Consider the following 15,344-nt stretch of genomic DNA (forward strand, 5'->3'; position numbering starts at 1 on the left):
AGGATTAGGAGCTGTAAGGTCAAATAGCTCGCCTCGCTAAGGTTCGCCTGTAAACAAGCCTGATAGAATGAAGGTAACATTTTAAAATTTTGAGTGGTTGTCCTAACCACTCTATTTCTTTAGGGGGTCGTTTGGCTAGACCCCCCGCTCTATCTAGCTTGTAGCCCCTCTGTCACCCCTTGAACCAGGATTGTTTGGCTTTTCCGTAGGCTTCTATGGCGACAAACCCGTCGGCACCCGCTAAGACCGCCAAAATGGCTAGGGCAATTAGGGATACCAGGCTGTGATTGCGTCCCCTGTCCGCTCTGGGGTCTTCTAGGTGCTGAAAATGTTTCAAGACACTCTTTCTTAAAAGTTTTGCCTCTCGCTCTTGCTTGGGGTTCAAGACTAGGGGACCAAATCCTTCTGCCATACTCAACCACTAAAATACAGGATTTTTCACTTCCTCTCAGATTAACTCAGGCCAGTTCGTCGTCACCAAATTAACAGTTAGGGATTTTTGTCTGTTACCATCTATACAAAACGACGCGCGATTACCCTGCAACAAAAGGAAAGATTTTTACCTCTATCTCCCGATTTTGTCATTGAATTAATGTCTCCTAGTGATAGCCTAGAAACTACTAGGAAAAAAATGCAGGAATATTTAGATAATGGGACTCGTTTAGGTTGGTTAATCAATAGAAAAACGAGAGAAGTAGAAATTTATCGTCAAGGACAGGCAGTAGAAATTTTAACTAATCCAGAGAGTTTATCGGGGGAAAGTATTCTGCCAGAATTTAGTTTAAATCTTACTTTGATTTGGTAAATCAGAGGTAGTGATTGCCGTTTAACGCTTTGCTTTGTTGGGCATTGTCTTCATCGATAAAATACCAAACTTCATTTTTAAGGAAGATAGTCAGAATCAAGGATTTCTGCAAGGGTGAAGGGTGATTCAATCGGGAATAAATCAGCAGAGAGAAGATACTTTCTTACAGTATCTTCTCTGGCTGCTTGGTAACAATCTATCCAGATTTCAGGAATCAATCTTCTCAGACTTGGACTCTCTTTTAATAAGCGTTGAACTTGTCGGCGTTGTTCAACAATTGTGCTGCGCCACCCTTGAGCATTTGCTTCTTTTTCAGTTAGCCAGTAAGTCAATTTAAGCAAATGTTCGGCAATGACGGTTAAGCGACTTTCTAGTTCTCGTTTTTCACTCCTTCCCATCGTTTCAATTTCTTCGATCAAATTTTCTAAGTCTAATTTTTCAAAACGATGTTCTTTGAGTAAATTAGCGGTTTCTTGTAACCATCGGTAGAAATCTTCTTGATAAAGACTTTTACCTGAGGAAACTAAAGACTTTTCGATGCTCATTTGATGATGACCTAGAAAAAGGAATTCTTAGATAATTTAGAAGCGACTCCCTGATCTCAAAAAGATTGGCAAAATATCGCAGGATGACCCCTTTAAACATCAGAGCTTTAAATTTAAGCTAAAATTGGGTAAAACATCTTCCCCCGACAAATCAGTGGGATTTTCTAATATTTCTACCTCCTTTCCCTGACGATAAATTTCAACTTGCCGATTCTGGGGATCGATTAACCAGCCTAACCTTGCGCCATTTTCCCTATATTCGAGCAGTTTTTTCTGTAATTTGTCAAGACTATCGGATTCAGACCGCAATTCCACCACAAAATCGGGGCAGAGGGGAATAAATCCCTTTTTCTGCTTAGGAGTTAAAGATTCCCAGCGTTCTCGACTCACCCAAGATAGATCAGGAGAACGAATCGCCCCATTTGGTAGTATAAATCCGGTGGAAGAGTCAAACCCGACCCCTAAAGCTTCATTTTCTTCGCACCAGCGAAACAATTGTCCTGTTATACGAAAATTTCGCTGTCCTGATTCGCCACCTGTCGGGGGATTCACGATTAATTCTCCTTGGGCTGTACGTTCTAATTTTAAGTCACGGTTGACCGCAGCAAGGGCTTCAAACTGTTCAAGGGTGATAGAGAGAGCGATCGCGCTAGGAATTTCTAAGGAGAGGGTTTCGGGTGAGGTAGTAACTGCTAACATAATCCTTTGATCAGGTGCAACTCATATATACTATTAAAGATTATTTGTCAAGTTTTTGCTCAGAATTCTTGAGCTTGCGCTGAACAAATTCCCGATTTTTTTGGGAAACTTCCACCTCGATCGGGCGGTTTCACTAAATAACAGGTTACAATAGCCAATAATTAACTAAATTTACCTAAAAACTATCGATCGTGTTCTACGCTATTGATTTCGGAACCAGTAATACCGTCATTACTCGTTGGAATGGGGCGACAAATAGGGCCGAAACCGTCAAATTATCGGAGTTATCCCAACAAATAGCCGACAATCCCCCCCTAATTCCCAGTTTACTCTATATTAAATCGGCCAATCCTCTGCAAGTAATTGCCGGTCAAGCAGTGCGCGATCGGGGTTTAGATATCGATCGAGACCCGCGTTTTTTTCGTCGCTTTAAACGAGGTATCGGCGCAAAAATTCAAGGATTTTTACCGGAATTAGAGGAAACTGTCCTCAGTTTCGAGGGGGTTGGTCAATGGTTTCTTGATAGCATCATCGACAACTTAAAAAACACCACCCTGGAAACCCCCCAATCTCTAGTTTTAACCGTCCCCGTCGATAGTTTTGAAAGTTACCGCAATTGGTTAAGTAATGTTTGTCAGGGGTGGGAAATCGAACAAATTCGACTAATTGATGAACCCACGGCCGCCGCTTTAGGTTATGGAACCACGGGTGAGCAAGTGATTTTAGTGGTAGATTTTGGCGGTGGCACCCTCGATCTTTCTTTGGTACAATTAGATTTAGATAATCCTCAAAAAAATCAAGGTTTTATTCTCAAGTGGGGAGAAAAACTTTTAGGCAATAATTCCGCCCAAAAAACTAAACTAGCGAGGGTTTTAGCCAAGGCGGGGACAAATTTAGGGGGGTCAGATATCGACGATTGGATTGTCGATTATTTTGCCCAAAAGCAATCTTTAGCGAAAACTTCCCTGACTACTCGTCTAGCAGAAAGATTAAAAATTAAACTTTCTTCCCAATTAACCGCCGAGGAGGTATATTTTGATGAGGAAAATTTCGAGAGTTACGAGTTAAGTTTAGATCGAGAACAATTGACCGATATTCTCCAAAAACAAAACTTTTTTAATCAATTAGATGATTTAATGACGGGAGTTTTGCAACAGGGAAGACGCAATGGAATTGAAGTTAGCGACATCGATGCGGTGTTATTAGTTGGGGGAACTGTACAAATTCCGGCGGTAAAAGATTGGGTGCGACAGTATTTTGATAGTAGTAAAATTAAAGAGGATCGACCCTTTGAAGCGATCGCTTTGGGAGCGTTACAATTAGCCCAAGGTTATCAAGTCAAAGATTTTCTCTATCATAGCTACGGCATTCGTTACTGGAATCGTCGCAAAAATGCCCACGCTTGGCATCCAATTATTAACTCTGGACAACCCTATCCCATGGAAAAACCCGTGGAATTAGTCCTAGGTGTTTCTGTGGACAATCAGCCTAGCATTGAGTTAATTATCGGCGAATTAGGCACAGAAAGTGGAGCAATGGAGGTTTATTTTGATGGTGATAAATTAATTACTCGTTCCCTGAGTAATGGAGAAACTAGCGTCCAACCCTTAAATGATCGCGAGGGAGCAAGATCCATCGCTCAACTCGCTCCTTTAGGTTTCCGGGGTAAAGATCGCATTAAAGTGCAGTTCTGGATTGATGATCAGTGTTTTCTGCGGATTAATGTGGAAGATTTACTCAGTCAAGAATTGTTACTAAATAATCAAATAGTCACCAAATTAAGCTAGACTTAGCTTCACCTAAAAATCAAGTGCAGACTCATGGTAAGTTTGCACTGATATTATCGCAATATTCTGTTTTACTGGTGGCTTTATCGACTGTGATCGCGCACGGGGATCGGGATTAGTTCGGGTTCGGGTTCGGGTTCCGGACCAAAAACACTGTCGATCAGTTTGCGCGCCCATTCTCTCAATTTTTCTATCACTTCATCTAAATAGTCCATTGACCAAATGGCTCCTTTGAGATACTAGCTATGAGTTTTCGTCGATTGATCCCCGCAACAGCTTTATTCTAGAGAATTTTAACTGATTTTCATCGTTTAGCTGTTCAATCTGACGAGCGGGGGAATCTATATCTTGTATTTATATTAAGCTTAACATAACTTTTTAGTCTGAGTATATATTCTTGGCAATTCTTTTTTAAGACATTATTAATAAATTCCGGCGTAGGCGATCAAGGGCGGTATAGGCACTAATCTGGCGAATGGTCAAGCGATCTCGATTTTCTCCGAAACGATGCTCAGATACAGTCACTTTTCCTTCAGGACTGGCTAAACCGATATAAACTAGGCCCACAGGTTTCGTCTCACTGCCTCCTCCCGGTCCGGCAATACCCGTGATACTGATCCCCCAATCGGTAGTGAGGCGTTTTTGCACGCCTAGGGCCATCTGTTGGGCAACAATGGCACTGACAGCCCCGACATTATTTAAATCCTGCTCATTTACGTCTAAGAGGGCAACTTTTACCCGATTATCGTAGGAAATAACCCCACCCCAAAAATAATCGGAACTGCCGGCGATTTGGGTGATAATTTCCCCTAATCCCCCTCCAGTACAGGATTCTGCCACACTCAAAGTTTGTTTTTGCCGCCGCAAAAGTTCCCCCACCACCGCGGGTAAAGTATCATCATCAGCCCCAAAATAATCTAATCCGGCGATTTCCTTAATTTCCGTCGCTACCGGTTCAATTACCTGCAAAGCAGCCTGTAAAGAAGGGGCTTTCGTCGCAATTCGCAAACGCACTTCGCCTAAACCAGCATAGGGGGCAACGGTGGGATTAGTCAGAGCGAATAAATGGGCAACTTTTTCCGCTAAAGCTGACTCACCAATACCGCGAAATTTGAGAGAACGACTATAAATCCTCTCTTTGCCCCATCCTTGACTTTCTAGGTAAGGAATCGCCGTTTCTACCCACATTCTCTTCATTTCTGAGGGTACTCCGGGGAAAGTGAGAATAGTCACGTTAGTCTGTGGTTGCCAGATCAGGCCAGGGGCGGTTCCCGTCGGATTTGGCAAAAAATCGGCTCCTATGGGTATTAAAGCCTGTTTACTGTTACTAGGAGGCATTTCTCGCCCTAAACTCGTAAATTTAGCCTCGATTTCTGCTAAAATCTCCTGATCTTCCCTGAGAGGCGTTTGGAAAAAATCGGCGATTGTTTCTGTGGTTAAATCGTCGGGAGTAGGTCCGAGTCCCCCGGTAAAAATTAAAATTGAAGAACGTTCTCGGGCAATAGCGATCGCTTTTTTCAGTCTTTCTACATTATCTCCCACCACCGTTTGATAATAATGGGGAATGCCTAATTTTGCCAATTCTAGGGCTAAATATTGGGCGTTAGTATTAACTATATCCCCTAATAATAATTCCGTTCCTACACAAATAATTTCAGCGGCCATAATTTTTGACAATTAGCTTAAGATTTTCAATTTTGATCATCAACTGATCTCCTGTCACCACAGTGCGATCGGGTTTCGGTAACGATGGTACTGGAAGTTAACAATACCAGTGCGCTCCAGTATTATACCAGTAAGCTATCAAGAATCAAAGTCTTGTATATTAAATGCCAATTTGTTGCTGAACAGCCCATATCTGATTACACGACAATAAAATCACTACCTATGAGCAAACGTAAAATCAGCGTATTATTCCCTTATATAACAATAATTGATCATAATCAAGCATAACAAAGTATGACCGAGCATCACCTCTTCCTTCCTGCCATCACAAACCCCACCAAAATCATCTAAAATTGAAATGTCCACTAAATAATAAAATTCTAAGTACCTAGGCAAAATTATTTACACATGACGATCATTGCCCCGTAAGGGTTTTAGCTCGATCGGGCAGGTAATTAATTTTGCATGACTACTTATGACTCGCTGGTTTAATATTGCCGGTCCCTGTAAAGACGATATCCACTATATGCTCTCTCCCACAGTGCGATTACCAGATTTAGAGGAGCTAATTCAACAGCATAGTTACTTTGTCCTACACGCACCACGACAAACAGGGAAAACCACCGCTATGTTATCCCTAGCAAAACAACTTACCGATAGAGGAAATTATGCCGCAGTCATGGTATCAGTGGAAGTAGGAAGTGCATTTAATCATGATCCTAGTGCCGCAGAATTGGCAATTTTAGGGGCATGGTATAATACAATAAATATTCGTTTACCTAAAGAATTGCAACCACCTGTAAAAGAATGGCAACAGGAAGAAGCAGGAAGCAGAATCAAGGCTTTTTTATCAGATTGGTCAAAAGCGATAAATCGTCCCATAGTATTATTTATAGATGAAATTGACTCTTTACAAGACCAAACATTAATATCAGTTTTACGACAGTTAAGAGATGGTTTTCCCAATCGTCCAGAAAATTTTCCCTCATCAGTAGGATTAATTGGTTTGCGAGATGTGCGAGATTATAAAGTAGCATCGGGAGGTAGTGATAGATTAAATACATCTAGTCCTTTTAATATAAAAGTTGCTTCTCTGACTATGCGAAATTTTAATCTTGCAGAAGTGGGAGAATTATATCAACAACATACAGCAGCAGCAGGACAAATTTTTACACCAGAAGCAATAGAAACAGCTTATGATTTAACCCAAGGACAACCTTGGTTAGTCAATGCTTTAGCTAAAGAAATTGTAGAAAAAATGGTAAAAGATAGAAGTATTGCTATTACCAAAAAACACATTTTACAAGCTAAGGAAATATTAATTGCTCGTCAGGATACTCATTTAGATAGTTTAGCGGAAAGGTTAAGAGAACCAAGAATTAAAGCCATTATTGAACCGATGTTAGCAGGTTTAGAATTAGGAAATATTCCCAATGATGATATTCAATTTGTGATGGATTTAGGATTATGTAAAATGCACCCCTACGGAGGATTAACTATTGCTAATCCCATTTATCGAGAAGTGTTAAGCTAAAACGCACTTAAACCACCTAAAATAGAAATAGTAACTTGAGAAAAATCCTACTTATGCCAGCCAAAGATTTCCTAGACTTAGAAGAAAAGAAAAACTTACAAAAAGCTCTTAAAGAAGAAGAAAGAGCAGAGGTTAGGGAAAGAATTTTAATGTTTCTCTTGCTAAACGACGGAAAAACTCAACGAGAAATAGCTGAGTTTATTGGCTGTTCACTCAAAACGGTCGCCCCTTGGTGTGTTCACGGCGATCCTAACAATTTAGAAAGTCTAGAAGATGGGAGAAAAAATGGAAATCATAAAAAAGCCACAGAGGAATATATTAATTTACTATTGAAAATAGTTGATGAAGACCCGAAGGAATTTGGATATGAATTCGGGAGATGGACAGCGGCAAGATTAGCAGAGCATCTAGAAAAGGAAACAGGAATTAAACTGAGTGGCTCGCAAGTGAGAAGAATATTGAGAAGAAAAAAGTATGTGTATATCTGGGCGAAATATAGTCTAGAAGATAAGCAAGACAAGAAATTAAGAAAAGCATTTAAAGAAAAATTAGATGAATATTTAAGGTTGGCTAAAGAAAAGCCAGAGTCAATCCAGGTATGGTTTTGGGACGGGGCTGTGTGGCGACGCAGGTTCGCCACACAGCCCCTTATGAGTGTGGATTTAGTTTGAGAGTAATAAGAAGGAGAGCTTGGACAAAAAAAGGAAAGCGAAAAAAAGTGAATGGACAAAGAAAAAGAGGAAGGGTGAATGTGATGGGAGCCTTAAGATATAATGACAAAAAACGAGTCTGTTTTATGATCAAAAAAGGAAATTCAGAAACTTTCCATGAACAATTAAAGAAACTTCATAAAGAGATTCGTCAAGAATGGATAAACTTGGGAAATCTGCCCGAAGATTTTCGAGAAAAAAGACCGAAAATTATCATCATATTAGACAATGCTAGTTATCACAAAAAGAAAGATGTTATTGAGCAGGTGGAAAAAGAGTTGCCCAATATTAGGCTAGAGTTTTTACCCTGACTGACGGACACATTTTTCAATACAAAGACAAGTACTGTTATGTGAAAGCCTCAAACTCCTGAATAAAAGAAAAGGTAATTTTGCCATAATAATCCTGACGAGCTTTGCGAGAAGCAAAACAGGGAAAAGGGTCAACAGAAAATAAGTGGTCAAGTCGCAAGAAGGGACGCGCCTTATGAACAACTCCCGCCAGCCAACGTCAACCAATTTTCAAATAACTCAAACCACGCCGAAAATGAGCATCAACCTGACGGCGAGAGCCAGATTGTTGAACCGCCATGCCAGTTAAAGTAGCAAAGAGAATAGAAATGGCAACAATGAGATAGAGACGTTCTAAACAAGCAGCAGAGCGAACACGAGAATGTTCCCAGTCAAAAACGCCCGATTTACTGCCCTTGAAAGAGATGTTCAATGGGAAAACGAAGACCATACTGCCAGAAGGTGTCAAGGGTAGGAGGTTCATCGCTCAGAATTGCCCAATTATCCTTAACCCCTGGAACAGAGGCTAAAGCAAGATGAGCAGTGATTCTAGCCTCCTGCCAGACTTGAACGTTGCGATCAAAGCAGGCTTGCCGTTTGGGAGGATAGAGTTCTCTGACCTCATAGCCAAAACCCCGACGGCGAACACCGTAAATGAGGGTATCGCAAGGTAAGCGAAGACACCAATGCCAAGTATTTTTCCTGAGCCATTGAATTAATTGCTGATTGGCAAAGCCTCGGTCGGCTAACAGCATGACATTCTCAAAGCCCTGAAGATAGCCTTTGGCTCTGTCCAACAAGGGTTCGTATTTCTCAAAAGCTAGGCTGGCACTACCATGTTCTAATCCCATCCACATCAAGGGGACGGCTCTCCCCCCGCAGACCACCGCTAGATAGACAAAGCAGTATTGATTCCACAACAGAGTGGTATCTATTGCTAGATACAGTCTTTCCCCCTTCTCCTTCCAAGTCTCGATGGCTTTCAATATTAAGGGGATGTATATCTTTTCCACCGCTACTCTTCCATTCTGGCAAAAGCGATTCCACCGTCTCTGATAACTATTGGCTTGTTCGGCTCTGCTTTGTACAAAGGGTTCCCATCTGGCTTGATTGAGACTTTGACTACTGAGTAGGGCTGTCACCATCCAACTGAGGACGGTTAAATGTCTTTTATCCACAAATCGGCTTCCTTGTTCTAGATAGGAATAAACTTGGGAGAAGATTCTGTTCTCGGTTTTCATCTTGTAGGGATTCTTGCTTTTTCCCTATCTACCCAGATATTTTTCTTTTTGGCAACCCTTGTCTTGTCAGGTTTTGACCCACTTGTGTCCGTCAGTCAGGTTTTTACCAGCTTATAGTCCAGATTACAACCTAATAGAATTAGTGTGGCATTCCGCTAAAGAGTACATAGCTAATCGAGAATTTGAAAATAAAGAAGAACTGGAAAAAGTAGTCAATCAGCTTTTAAATGAAGGGGGATTGATTATTAAATGGAGTAGAAAACTTAAAAATAAGGGTAATGCTGTCAATGTAACTTAAATGCGTAAAAGCTTACCCAGGGTGTTAACAGTCACACCGATGGCATCTTTACCCATGATTGCACCCACTTGGTTAACCCCAGAGGGTGAATTAAATCTAGATGCTTTATTAACAGCATTTCTCAAGTTTTGGCGACAACAGGTCGAACCCTTATTAGGTAGCACTGGTTATCATGAAATCGCTCCACATATAGTATTAATGGCTTTTTTACATCGTGTGGTGAATGGTGGGGGAGTTTTAGAAAGGGAATATGCCATTGGTAGTGATAGAATGGATTTATGTTTGCAGTATAAAGATGTAATTTTAGGGATTGAATTAAAAGTATGGCGGGATAAAAAACGCGATCCCCAAGCTGACGGAATTGAACAATTAGAATCTTATTTAGCACGTTTGGGGTTAGATTTTGGTTGGTTATTTATCTTTGATAGGCGCAAAAATGCCTTACCAATGGAAGAAAGGTTATCAACGCAGGTGGTGGTGACAGAAAACCAATATAAAATTACTGTGATTAGAGCTTGAGTCTTTCCAAAACGGCTCTTCGGTTTGTGTTATGCAATGGACGGGGGTTATAAGGGATGGAACCCTTATAGAGAAAGGCATTTAGCGATTTTTGTCAATTGTTTTTTATCTAGAGCGAACTAATCAATTAAGTCTCTTGCCAGATAAGGATTTAGTCGATTTATGCCCCCCTATCGAACCATACCAAGTAACGAAGAACCTCCAAAACTTACTGTTTGTGTTACATTTCATTAACGCACCCTACAGGATTAACTTTGAGAATTTTGCTAAACTAGAAATAGGTAGAAAACAAGGAAATATAAAGTTATGACAGTTGCTAATTCATCACTTTCTCAACAATAGACCTCTTGCATAATTTTTTTATGGTATAATATAAGGTTTTGCTTTTTTCTCAATTCTTAGATTGAAGTGGAAAAAAGAATAAAATGTTATCTTAGGTGAGGAAATCATCTATAATTTTGCTATGTTTATTAGCAAAATTATGGATTATCAAAACTTATCAGATGAACAATTCAAACGCCGTTTCGGTGTGTATAAACCAACATATAGAAAGATGGTAGAATCAGTAAAAAGTGTTGAAGCCGACTCTAATTCACCATCTAAAAGGGGACCGAAACCTAAACTATCTATAGAAGAACAAGTTTTAGTAACGTTAGAATATTGGCGAGAATATAGAACATATTTTCACATTGGTACAAGCTGGGAACTATCAGAATCAACTATATGTCGGATTGTAAATAAGACGGAAAAAATGCTTTTACAATCGGGAAACTTCCGTTTAAAAGGAAAAAAAGCTTTACTCAATCAAGCAGAGATACCGGTCGTAACGGTAATGGATGTAACGGAAACTCCCATTGAACGCCCCAAAAAGAAACAGAAAGATTTTTTGGGGGGTAAAAGAGGTTATCATACTTTAAAATCCCAATTAGTAGCTGATCAAAATACCGAGGAAATTATCTGTGTCTTTTGTGGGAAAGGTAGAGGTCATGATTTTAGTTTATTTAAAAAAAGTCGAGTTCGTTTTCATCCTTTAACTACCAGCATAGAAGACAGTGGTTATCAGGGAATAGCTGCATACCATAGTAATAGTTATACACCGAAAAAGAAATCGAAAAATAGAAAATTAACAGAGTTAGAAAAAGAGTATAACAAGGCTTTAGCCAAAGAAAGGATTATCATTGAACCTATAAATAGGAAACTCAAAATCTTTAAAATCTTATCCTGTAAATATCGGAATCGTCGTCGAAGATATAGTTTAAGAGTTAACTTGTTGGCGGCTATTTATAACTGTGAGTTAGGGATAGGTATAGCAGCTTCTTAAAAGTTGCCTAAAGATTAATCAAGTCAAGGAGAATTTATTCTCAATTATAAAAATTGAGATAGTTTGTGCTGCTTAAATAAAGAGGTTTTGATAACCAAATTAAAGCATATCTAAAGAGTTTTGAGTTAAAAGTTAAACTTCAAGTTTTCATTCAGGACTAATGTACTGGTTAACTAATTTTTTGGGGAAAATTAGTTAACCCATCATTATAACATATAATTAATTTGCAAGAGTTCTAATACATACTTGATATTGAACCAGAAGGACGTTTAACTTTACCGCAAGAAATCCAACAAATTCTTAATTTAGAATCTGGAGATAGATTGATTTTAACTCTGGAAGATAATGGAACACTGCAATTAGTTAGTCTCAAAAATCAAGTTAAAAAATTAAGAGGTTTATTAAGTAGTCATGCAAAATTAATTACCTGCCCGATCGAGCTAAAACCCTTACGGGGCAATGATCGTCATGTGTAAATAATTTTGCCTAGGTACTTAAAAAATAAATCACCTGATAGAAATTTAGTAGATGAACTTATTCAAGAACGCAGACAGGAGTATTTAAGTGAATAAATCTGTGTTAGATGCTTCTGCCTTTTTAGCTTATCTTAGAGATGAACTAGGAGCAGAAATTGTAGAAAATGCCTTGATTAATGGCTGTTATATCAGTATTATTAATTGGGTAGAGGTATTATCGAAAATTGTTGACTTAGGAGAATCCCCAGAGGAAATTATTAAACGATTGAGAGATGAAGGATTATTACAAAATAGTCTAGAAATTATTGCTTGCAATGAGGAAGATGCTATAACTATAGCTAAATTTCGAGTTTTGGTAATGATTCGGTAGTAGTGCCGTAGCCCTCTTGCTTACCTGGTATGAATTGTGTAAAATATTTATTAATAAAAATAATTGGAACCCGCTCAGTCTTTAAACCTCTAGCTTGCTCATGACTTTTCTGATAAATATCTTTTTCTGGCTCCTGTCTGGCTTACTCAAATATCAGTCTAGCACCGAACAAAATACCCCCCTAGTTCACCTCTATTCCCCTGTCAAGCGTTGTGGTTCTCACCATAGGATCAAGAATGGTTCTATTCATAATGGAAAACCCAAACGTCAAGGTAAAGAATGTGGTCAACCGTTTGTGATCAATCCCACTAATAAAACCGTCTCTGACGAAACCAAACAATTAATTGATCAACTCTTGCTCGAACGAATTTCCTGACGAGGAATTGCTAGAGTAACAGGGGTAAGTTGGTCATGGTTACAAAATTATGACCCACTTTCCGCACTTCTTAACATTCAATTGATGATTTTTACTAATATATTGCTTAAAACCCATTGCCAGTAGGGACTATAGCTATACTTTAGACGTTCATAATCTGAGATTTATTAAACTTCTGAAATCGTAGAGTCAGCAAGGAATCCAGTTCTTTTTTATGTTTCAAATGGGCATCATTCAAACATTCATAAATGGCTGAAGAAAAGTCAGAAAAGTTTTCATAATATTTACCATATAAACATTTCTTTTTGACCAATTTCCACAGCCTTTCAATTAAATTTAGATTAGGTGAATAAGACGGCAGATAGAGCAGCTCTATTGACAAAGAAAGAGCCAATTCTTCAACAATTTTACATTTCTGATAGCGGGCATTATCTAAGACGAGAGTGATGGGAATTATTAGTCCTAAAGCAGCTATTTTTGACCGGAGTTCACAGACTTGAGTTGCCGTAATATAAGTTTCATATGTTACCAGAATAACTTCATGAGTTATTGCATTTAATGCTCCTAAAACATTGAAGCGTTTACGCCCGCTCGGTGACTTAACAAAAAGTCTCTCAAAACACCAAACAAAACCGAGAAATGCTCCCATGACGAAGTGAGCGGCATCAACAAAAAAAACAGCCCTTTTTCCTTCTTTTGCCTCATTTAGTCTGGGTTCTAGCTTTTTTTCTTTGTAGTCCTCTTGTTCATCTGGGTCAGCTTTAGAAGGAAGAGAACCTACTTTTAAACATTTCATTCCCATTGATTTTAAAAATTTTCTCACTTGGGTAGGACTTCGTTTTATTCCCGTCAATTCTTCTATCCTATATACAGCTTCATTTATTGTGGCTGGTGGATTTTTCTCGAAGTATTTTTTGAGGGTTTCTTTTTGAGACTCTAATTCACTTTTAGGGCGATAGAAGTTGATTTCTTTTAATTTTTCTATTCCGCCCTCTTGCTCATCTCGAAGATAGGTTAATAAGGTATTTGGCGAGATTCCTGCTAACTGACAAATTTTTTGGTGCGGTATCTTTTGGCTTTTTAACCAGAGAACTTCCATCTTCAGTTGAACCCGGGGATGGGGATGATGAAATCTTTCATAATACAGTGAGTTCTTTTCTTCTTCCGTGAATTCTAGGTTAATCATGTTTTTAATGAGTGCTTTGCTTCTAATTATGACTCTTAAACTATATTATTGTCCTTGAGTAAAAAATGCAAGTTGTAGCCGTGCAAAGTATACAATGATTGATTTTTCTCAAGGTGAAGAATTGTAATTTTTTTTCTCAGAAAAAATCAATTATTGAAAATGTTCTCAATAGTAGTTTCTACAATGAAGGTTTTTCGTCAAAACATCTTGGGGAATGTAAAAATATATAAGGCTCTTCGTTACTCTTTATGCTAAATCAACAGACAAGATGCCAAGATAACATACTTCTAACCCAAAAATTACGAAAGTTTCTCAAGCCATAGGCTCTCCGTTTTATTAGTTTAAGTTTATTGTTGATTCCCTCGACCACCCCATTCGTTGTCCTTCGCTCGAAATAACTAATGATTTCTCCAAACCAGTTTCGGATTGTTTGACAACTCTTGGTAAAAACACTGGAGGATTTTGCCAACCATTCTGAGATAGATAGCAGTCCTTCTGTCGGATTCTCTGAGGTTTCATAAATCTTTCTAAATTCTTCCTTTAACTCGTGCATCTTTTTCAAACTTGGTCAATTTTCTTTGATAGCTTCTAGTTTGATTTTTTGGGGTTCCGTTAAATCTTTTTCATTTTTTAACAAGCTATATTTACTTCGCTTTAAAACTTCTAGCTTCGCTTCTTTTTCCGCTTTCTGTTTTTTATTTTTCTGCGCTTCTACCGCTCTTTTTTCTGCTTTTCTCTGTTCGTCTAACTCTTGATTAATTTGTTTCATTACATGGAATCTATCGGCGACTACCTCGGCCGATGGCATCAATTCTTTCACTAAATTTTTATAGGGCAACCAAAGGTCTATGCTGACTTCTTCAATTTGCTCTAACACCTCTTTTCCCCACCCTGTAAGCGTTTCCCTCAATTCTTCTTGTGTTCGCTTCTCTAGAATAGCTATTAGTTTTCCCGTATCTAAATTTACTAAAACTGCACAGTAATTTTTTTGTCCTTTGACTAGAGCGATTTCGTCAATTCCTAGTCTTTTTAATTTCGATAGGTCTGTCTCTGTAATTTCTTCGGCGATGTCCTCTATCATTCTTTGAATCTCTTCTTCCGTTACGTCATTTCTTCGACTAACATTTAAAATATCTCCTGATTTTAATTGTTCGAGTATATTCTCGGCTAGTCTTTTCGTATAGGTTCGTTTCTTGGCGACAAAATCTAACTCTTCGCTAAAGGGTTTCTGACAATTACCGCACTTAAATTGACGACGATTAACTTGTAGGTACACTGGTTGACCTGAGAGCGGTAAATCTTTGACTAAATGTCGATGATTTTGGTGTAGTTTATCGCTCTCTAACCCACAACGAGGACAGACTGCTTTTTTATTTTTCGATTCGATTCGTCAAACTATACCGATATTTTCTAGGTGTCGATAGCCTTGAATACAGGTTCCTTGTAGGTTCAAAAATTTGTCAAGTATCATAAGTAAAATAATCTCGTTTTTGGCTATTATATCAAATTTTAACTCAATTGT

12 protein-coding genes and 7 pseudogenes are annotated in these 15,344 nt (G+C 38.7%); 10 read left to right on the forward strand and 9 right to left on the reverse strand.

The annotated features are described in order from the left end of the window. Window positions 1-172: 172 nt before the first annotated feature. Window positions 173-412 carry a transposase family protein gene (locus VL20_RS23675; protein WP_052275259.1) on the reverse strand — a complete coding sequence of 80 codons (240 nt, stop codon included), beginning with the start codon at window positions 410-412 and terminating at the stop codon, window positions 173-175. A gap of 108 nt (window positions 413-520) precedes the next feature. Between VL20_RS23675 and VL20_RS23680 the strand changes: the two are divergent. Further along, window positions 521-805 (forward strand): annotated as a pseudogene (locus VL20_RS23680) (Uma2 family endonuclease); the annotation flags it as partial. Between the two features lie 77 nt (window positions 806-882). Here VL20_RS23680 and VL20_RS23685 read toward each other — a convergent pair. After that, window positions 883-1,350 carry a DUF29 domain-containing protein gene (locus tag VL20_RS23685; protein WP_002757365.1) on the reverse strand — a complete coding sequence of 156 codons (468 nt, stop codon included), beginning with the start codon at window positions 1,348-1,350 and terminating at the stop codon, window positions 883-885. A 99-nt stretch (window positions 1,351-1,449) separates the two neighbouring features. Then, a complete protein-coding gene (locus tag VL20_RS23690) occupies window positions 1,450-2,049 on the reverse strand; it encodes a Uma2 family endonuclease (protein WP_052278009.1) in 600 nt (199 codons plus the stop codon). Window positions 2,050-2,240: 191 nt separating this feature from the next. On the opposite strand from VL20_RS23690, the gene VL20_RS23695 reads away from it, so the two are divergent. Next, a complete protein-coding gene (locus VL20_RS23695; RefSeq protein WP_052278010.1) occupies window positions 2,241-3,836 on the forward strand; it encodes an Hsp70 family protein in 1,596 nt (531 codons plus the stop codon). An 83-nt stretch (window positions 3,837-3,919) separates the two neighbouring features. Here the strand turns inward: VL20_RS23695 and VL20_RS33265 are convergent, their stop codons facing one another. Then, window positions 3,920-4,051: a hypothetical protein gene (locus tag VL20_RS33265; protein ID WP_002768233.1), complete on the reverse strand. Its 132-nt coding sequence runs from the start codon at window positions 4,049-4,051 to the stop codon at window positions 3,920-3,922. Window positions 4,052-4,247: 196 nt separating this feature from the next. Then, on the reverse strand, window positions 4,248-5,501 hold the full coding sequence (locus VL20_RS23700; RefSeq protein ID WP_052278011.1) for a competence/damage-inducible protein A: 1,254 nt from the start codon (window positions 5,499-5,501) through the stop codon (window positions 4,248-4,250). Between the two features lie 475 nt (window positions 5,502-5,976). On the opposite strand from VL20_RS23700, the pseudogene VL20_RS23705 reads away from it, so the two are divergent. Continuing rightward, a pseudogene (locus VL20_RS23705) lies at window positions 5,977-7,029 on the forward strand (AAA-like domain-containing protein); the annotation flags it as partial. A 59-nt stretch (window positions 7,030-7,088) separates the two neighbouring features. Then, a pseudogene (locus VL20_RS30280) lies at window positions 7,089-8,053 on the forward strand (IS630 family transposase); the annotation flags it as partial. Between the two features lie 202 nt (window positions 8,054-8,255). Here VL20_RS30280 and VL20_RS33270 read toward each other — a convergent pair. Next, window positions 8,256-8,468: a hypothetical protein gene (locus tag VL20_RS33270; RefSeq protein ID WP_052275239.1), complete on the reverse strand. Its 213-nt coding sequence runs from the start codon at window positions 8,466-8,468 to the stop codon at window positions 8,256-8,258. After that, a complete protein-coding gene (locus VL20_RS23720) occupies window positions 8,443-9,276 on the reverse strand; it encodes a transposase (protein ID WP_284525807.1) in 834 nt (277 codons plus the stop codon). The genes VL20_RS33270 and VL20_RS23720 overlap by 26 nt, the downstream gene beginning before the upstream one ends. A gap of 88 nt (window positions 9,277-9,364) precedes the next feature. Here VL20_RS23720 and VL20_RS23725 point away from each other — a divergent pair. The 6 genes and pseudogenes from VL20_RS23725 to VL20_RS23755 form a co-directional block, all read left to right on the forward strand. Beyond that, window positions 9,365-9,574 (forward strand): annotated as a pseudogene (locus VL20_RS23725) (transposase); the annotation flags it as partial. 3 nt (window positions 9,575-9,577) lie between these two features. Further along, a pseudogene (locus VL20_RS23730) lies at window positions 9,578-10,093 on the forward strand (hypothetical protein); the annotation flags it as partial. 463 nt (window positions 10,094-10,556) lie between these two features. Continuing rightward, a complete protein-coding gene (locus tag VL20_RS23740; RefSeq protein ID WP_052278013.1) occupies window positions 10,557-11,414 on the forward strand; it encodes an IS5 family transposase in 858 nt (285 codons plus the stop codon). A gap of 251 nt (window positions 11,415-11,665) precedes the next feature. Continuing rightward, complete coding sequence (locus VL20_RS33275) at window positions 11,666-11,890, forward strand: AbrB/MazE/SpoVT family DNA-binding domain-containing protein (RefSeq protein ID WP_441293349.1); 225 nt, start codon at window positions 11,666-11,668, stop codon at window positions 11,888-11,890. Window positions 11,891-11,978: 88 nt separating this feature from the next. Next, window positions 11,979-12,260, forward strand: coding sequence for a PIN domain-containing protein (locus VL20_RS23750; protein WP_002768225.1), 282 nt, complete (start codon window positions 11,979-11,981; stop codon window positions 12,258-12,260). A gap of 100 nt (window positions 12,261-12,360) precedes the next feature. Then, window positions 12,361-12,647: pseudogene (locus VL20_RS23755) on the forward strand (ISNCY family transposase); the annotation flags it as partial. Window positions 12,648-12,778: 131 nt separating this feature from the next. Here the strand turns inward: VL20_RS23755 and VL20_RS23760 are convergent. Both VL20_RS23760 and VL20_RS23765 read right to left on the reverse strand, forming a co-directional pair. Next, the gene (locus VL20_RS23760; RefSeq protein ID WP_052278015.1) at window positions 12,779-13,822 is read right to left on the reverse strand and encodes an IS630 family transposase; all 1,044 of its coding nucleotides are present in this window, start codon (window positions 13,820-13,822) and stop codon (window positions 12,779-12,781) included. Window positions 13,823-14,078: 256 nt separating this feature from the next. Next, window positions 14,079-15,293 (reverse strand): annotated as a pseudogene (locus tag VL20_RS23765) (ISL3 family transposase). Window positions 15,294-15,344 lie beyond the last annotated feature (51 nt).

It is taken from the genome of Microcystis panniformis FACHB-1757, from assembly GCF_001264245.1.
Classification (GTDB): Bacteria; Cyanobacteriota; Cyanobacteriia; order Cyanobacteriales; family Microcystaceae; genus Microcystis; species Microcystis panniformis.

What these genes read in the sequence shown, in the direction of transcription:
- VL20_RS23675 (WP_052275259.1), bottom strand. Translation starts at nt 412, where the DNA reads ATGGCAGAAGGATTTGGTCCCCTAGTCTTGAACCCCAAGCAAGAGCGA.
- VL20_RS23685 (WP_002757365.1), bottom strand. Translation starts at nt 1,350, where the DNA reads ATGAGCATCGAAAAGTCTTTAGTTTCCTCAGGTAAAAGTCTTTATCAA.
- VL20_RS23690 (WP_052278009.1), bottom strand. Translation starts at nt 2,049, where the DNA reads ATGTTAGCAGTTACTACCTCACCCGAAACCCTCTCCTTAGAAATTCCT.
- VL20_RS33265 (WP_002768233.1), bottom strand. Translation starts at nt 4,051, where the DNA reads ATGGACTATTTAGATGAAGTGATAGAAAAATTGAGAGAATGGGCGCGC.
- VL20_RS23700 (WP_052278011.1), bottom strand. Translation starts at nt 5,501, where the DNA reads ATGGCCGCTGAAATTATTTGTGTAGGAACGGAATTATTATTAGGGGAT.
- VL20_RS23720 (WP_284525807.1), bottom strand. Translation starts at nt 9,276, where the DNA reads ATGAAAACCGAGAACAGAATCTTCTCCCAAGTTTATTCCTATCTAGAA.
- VL20_RS23740 (WP_052278013.1), top strand. Translation starts at nt 10,557, where the DNA reads ATGTTTATTAGCAAAATTATGGATTATCAAAACTTATCAGATGAACAA.
- VL20_RS23760 (WP_052278015.1), bottom strand. Translation starts at nt 13,822, where the DNA reads ATGATTAACCTAGAATTCACGGAAGAAGAAAAGAACTCACTGTATTAT.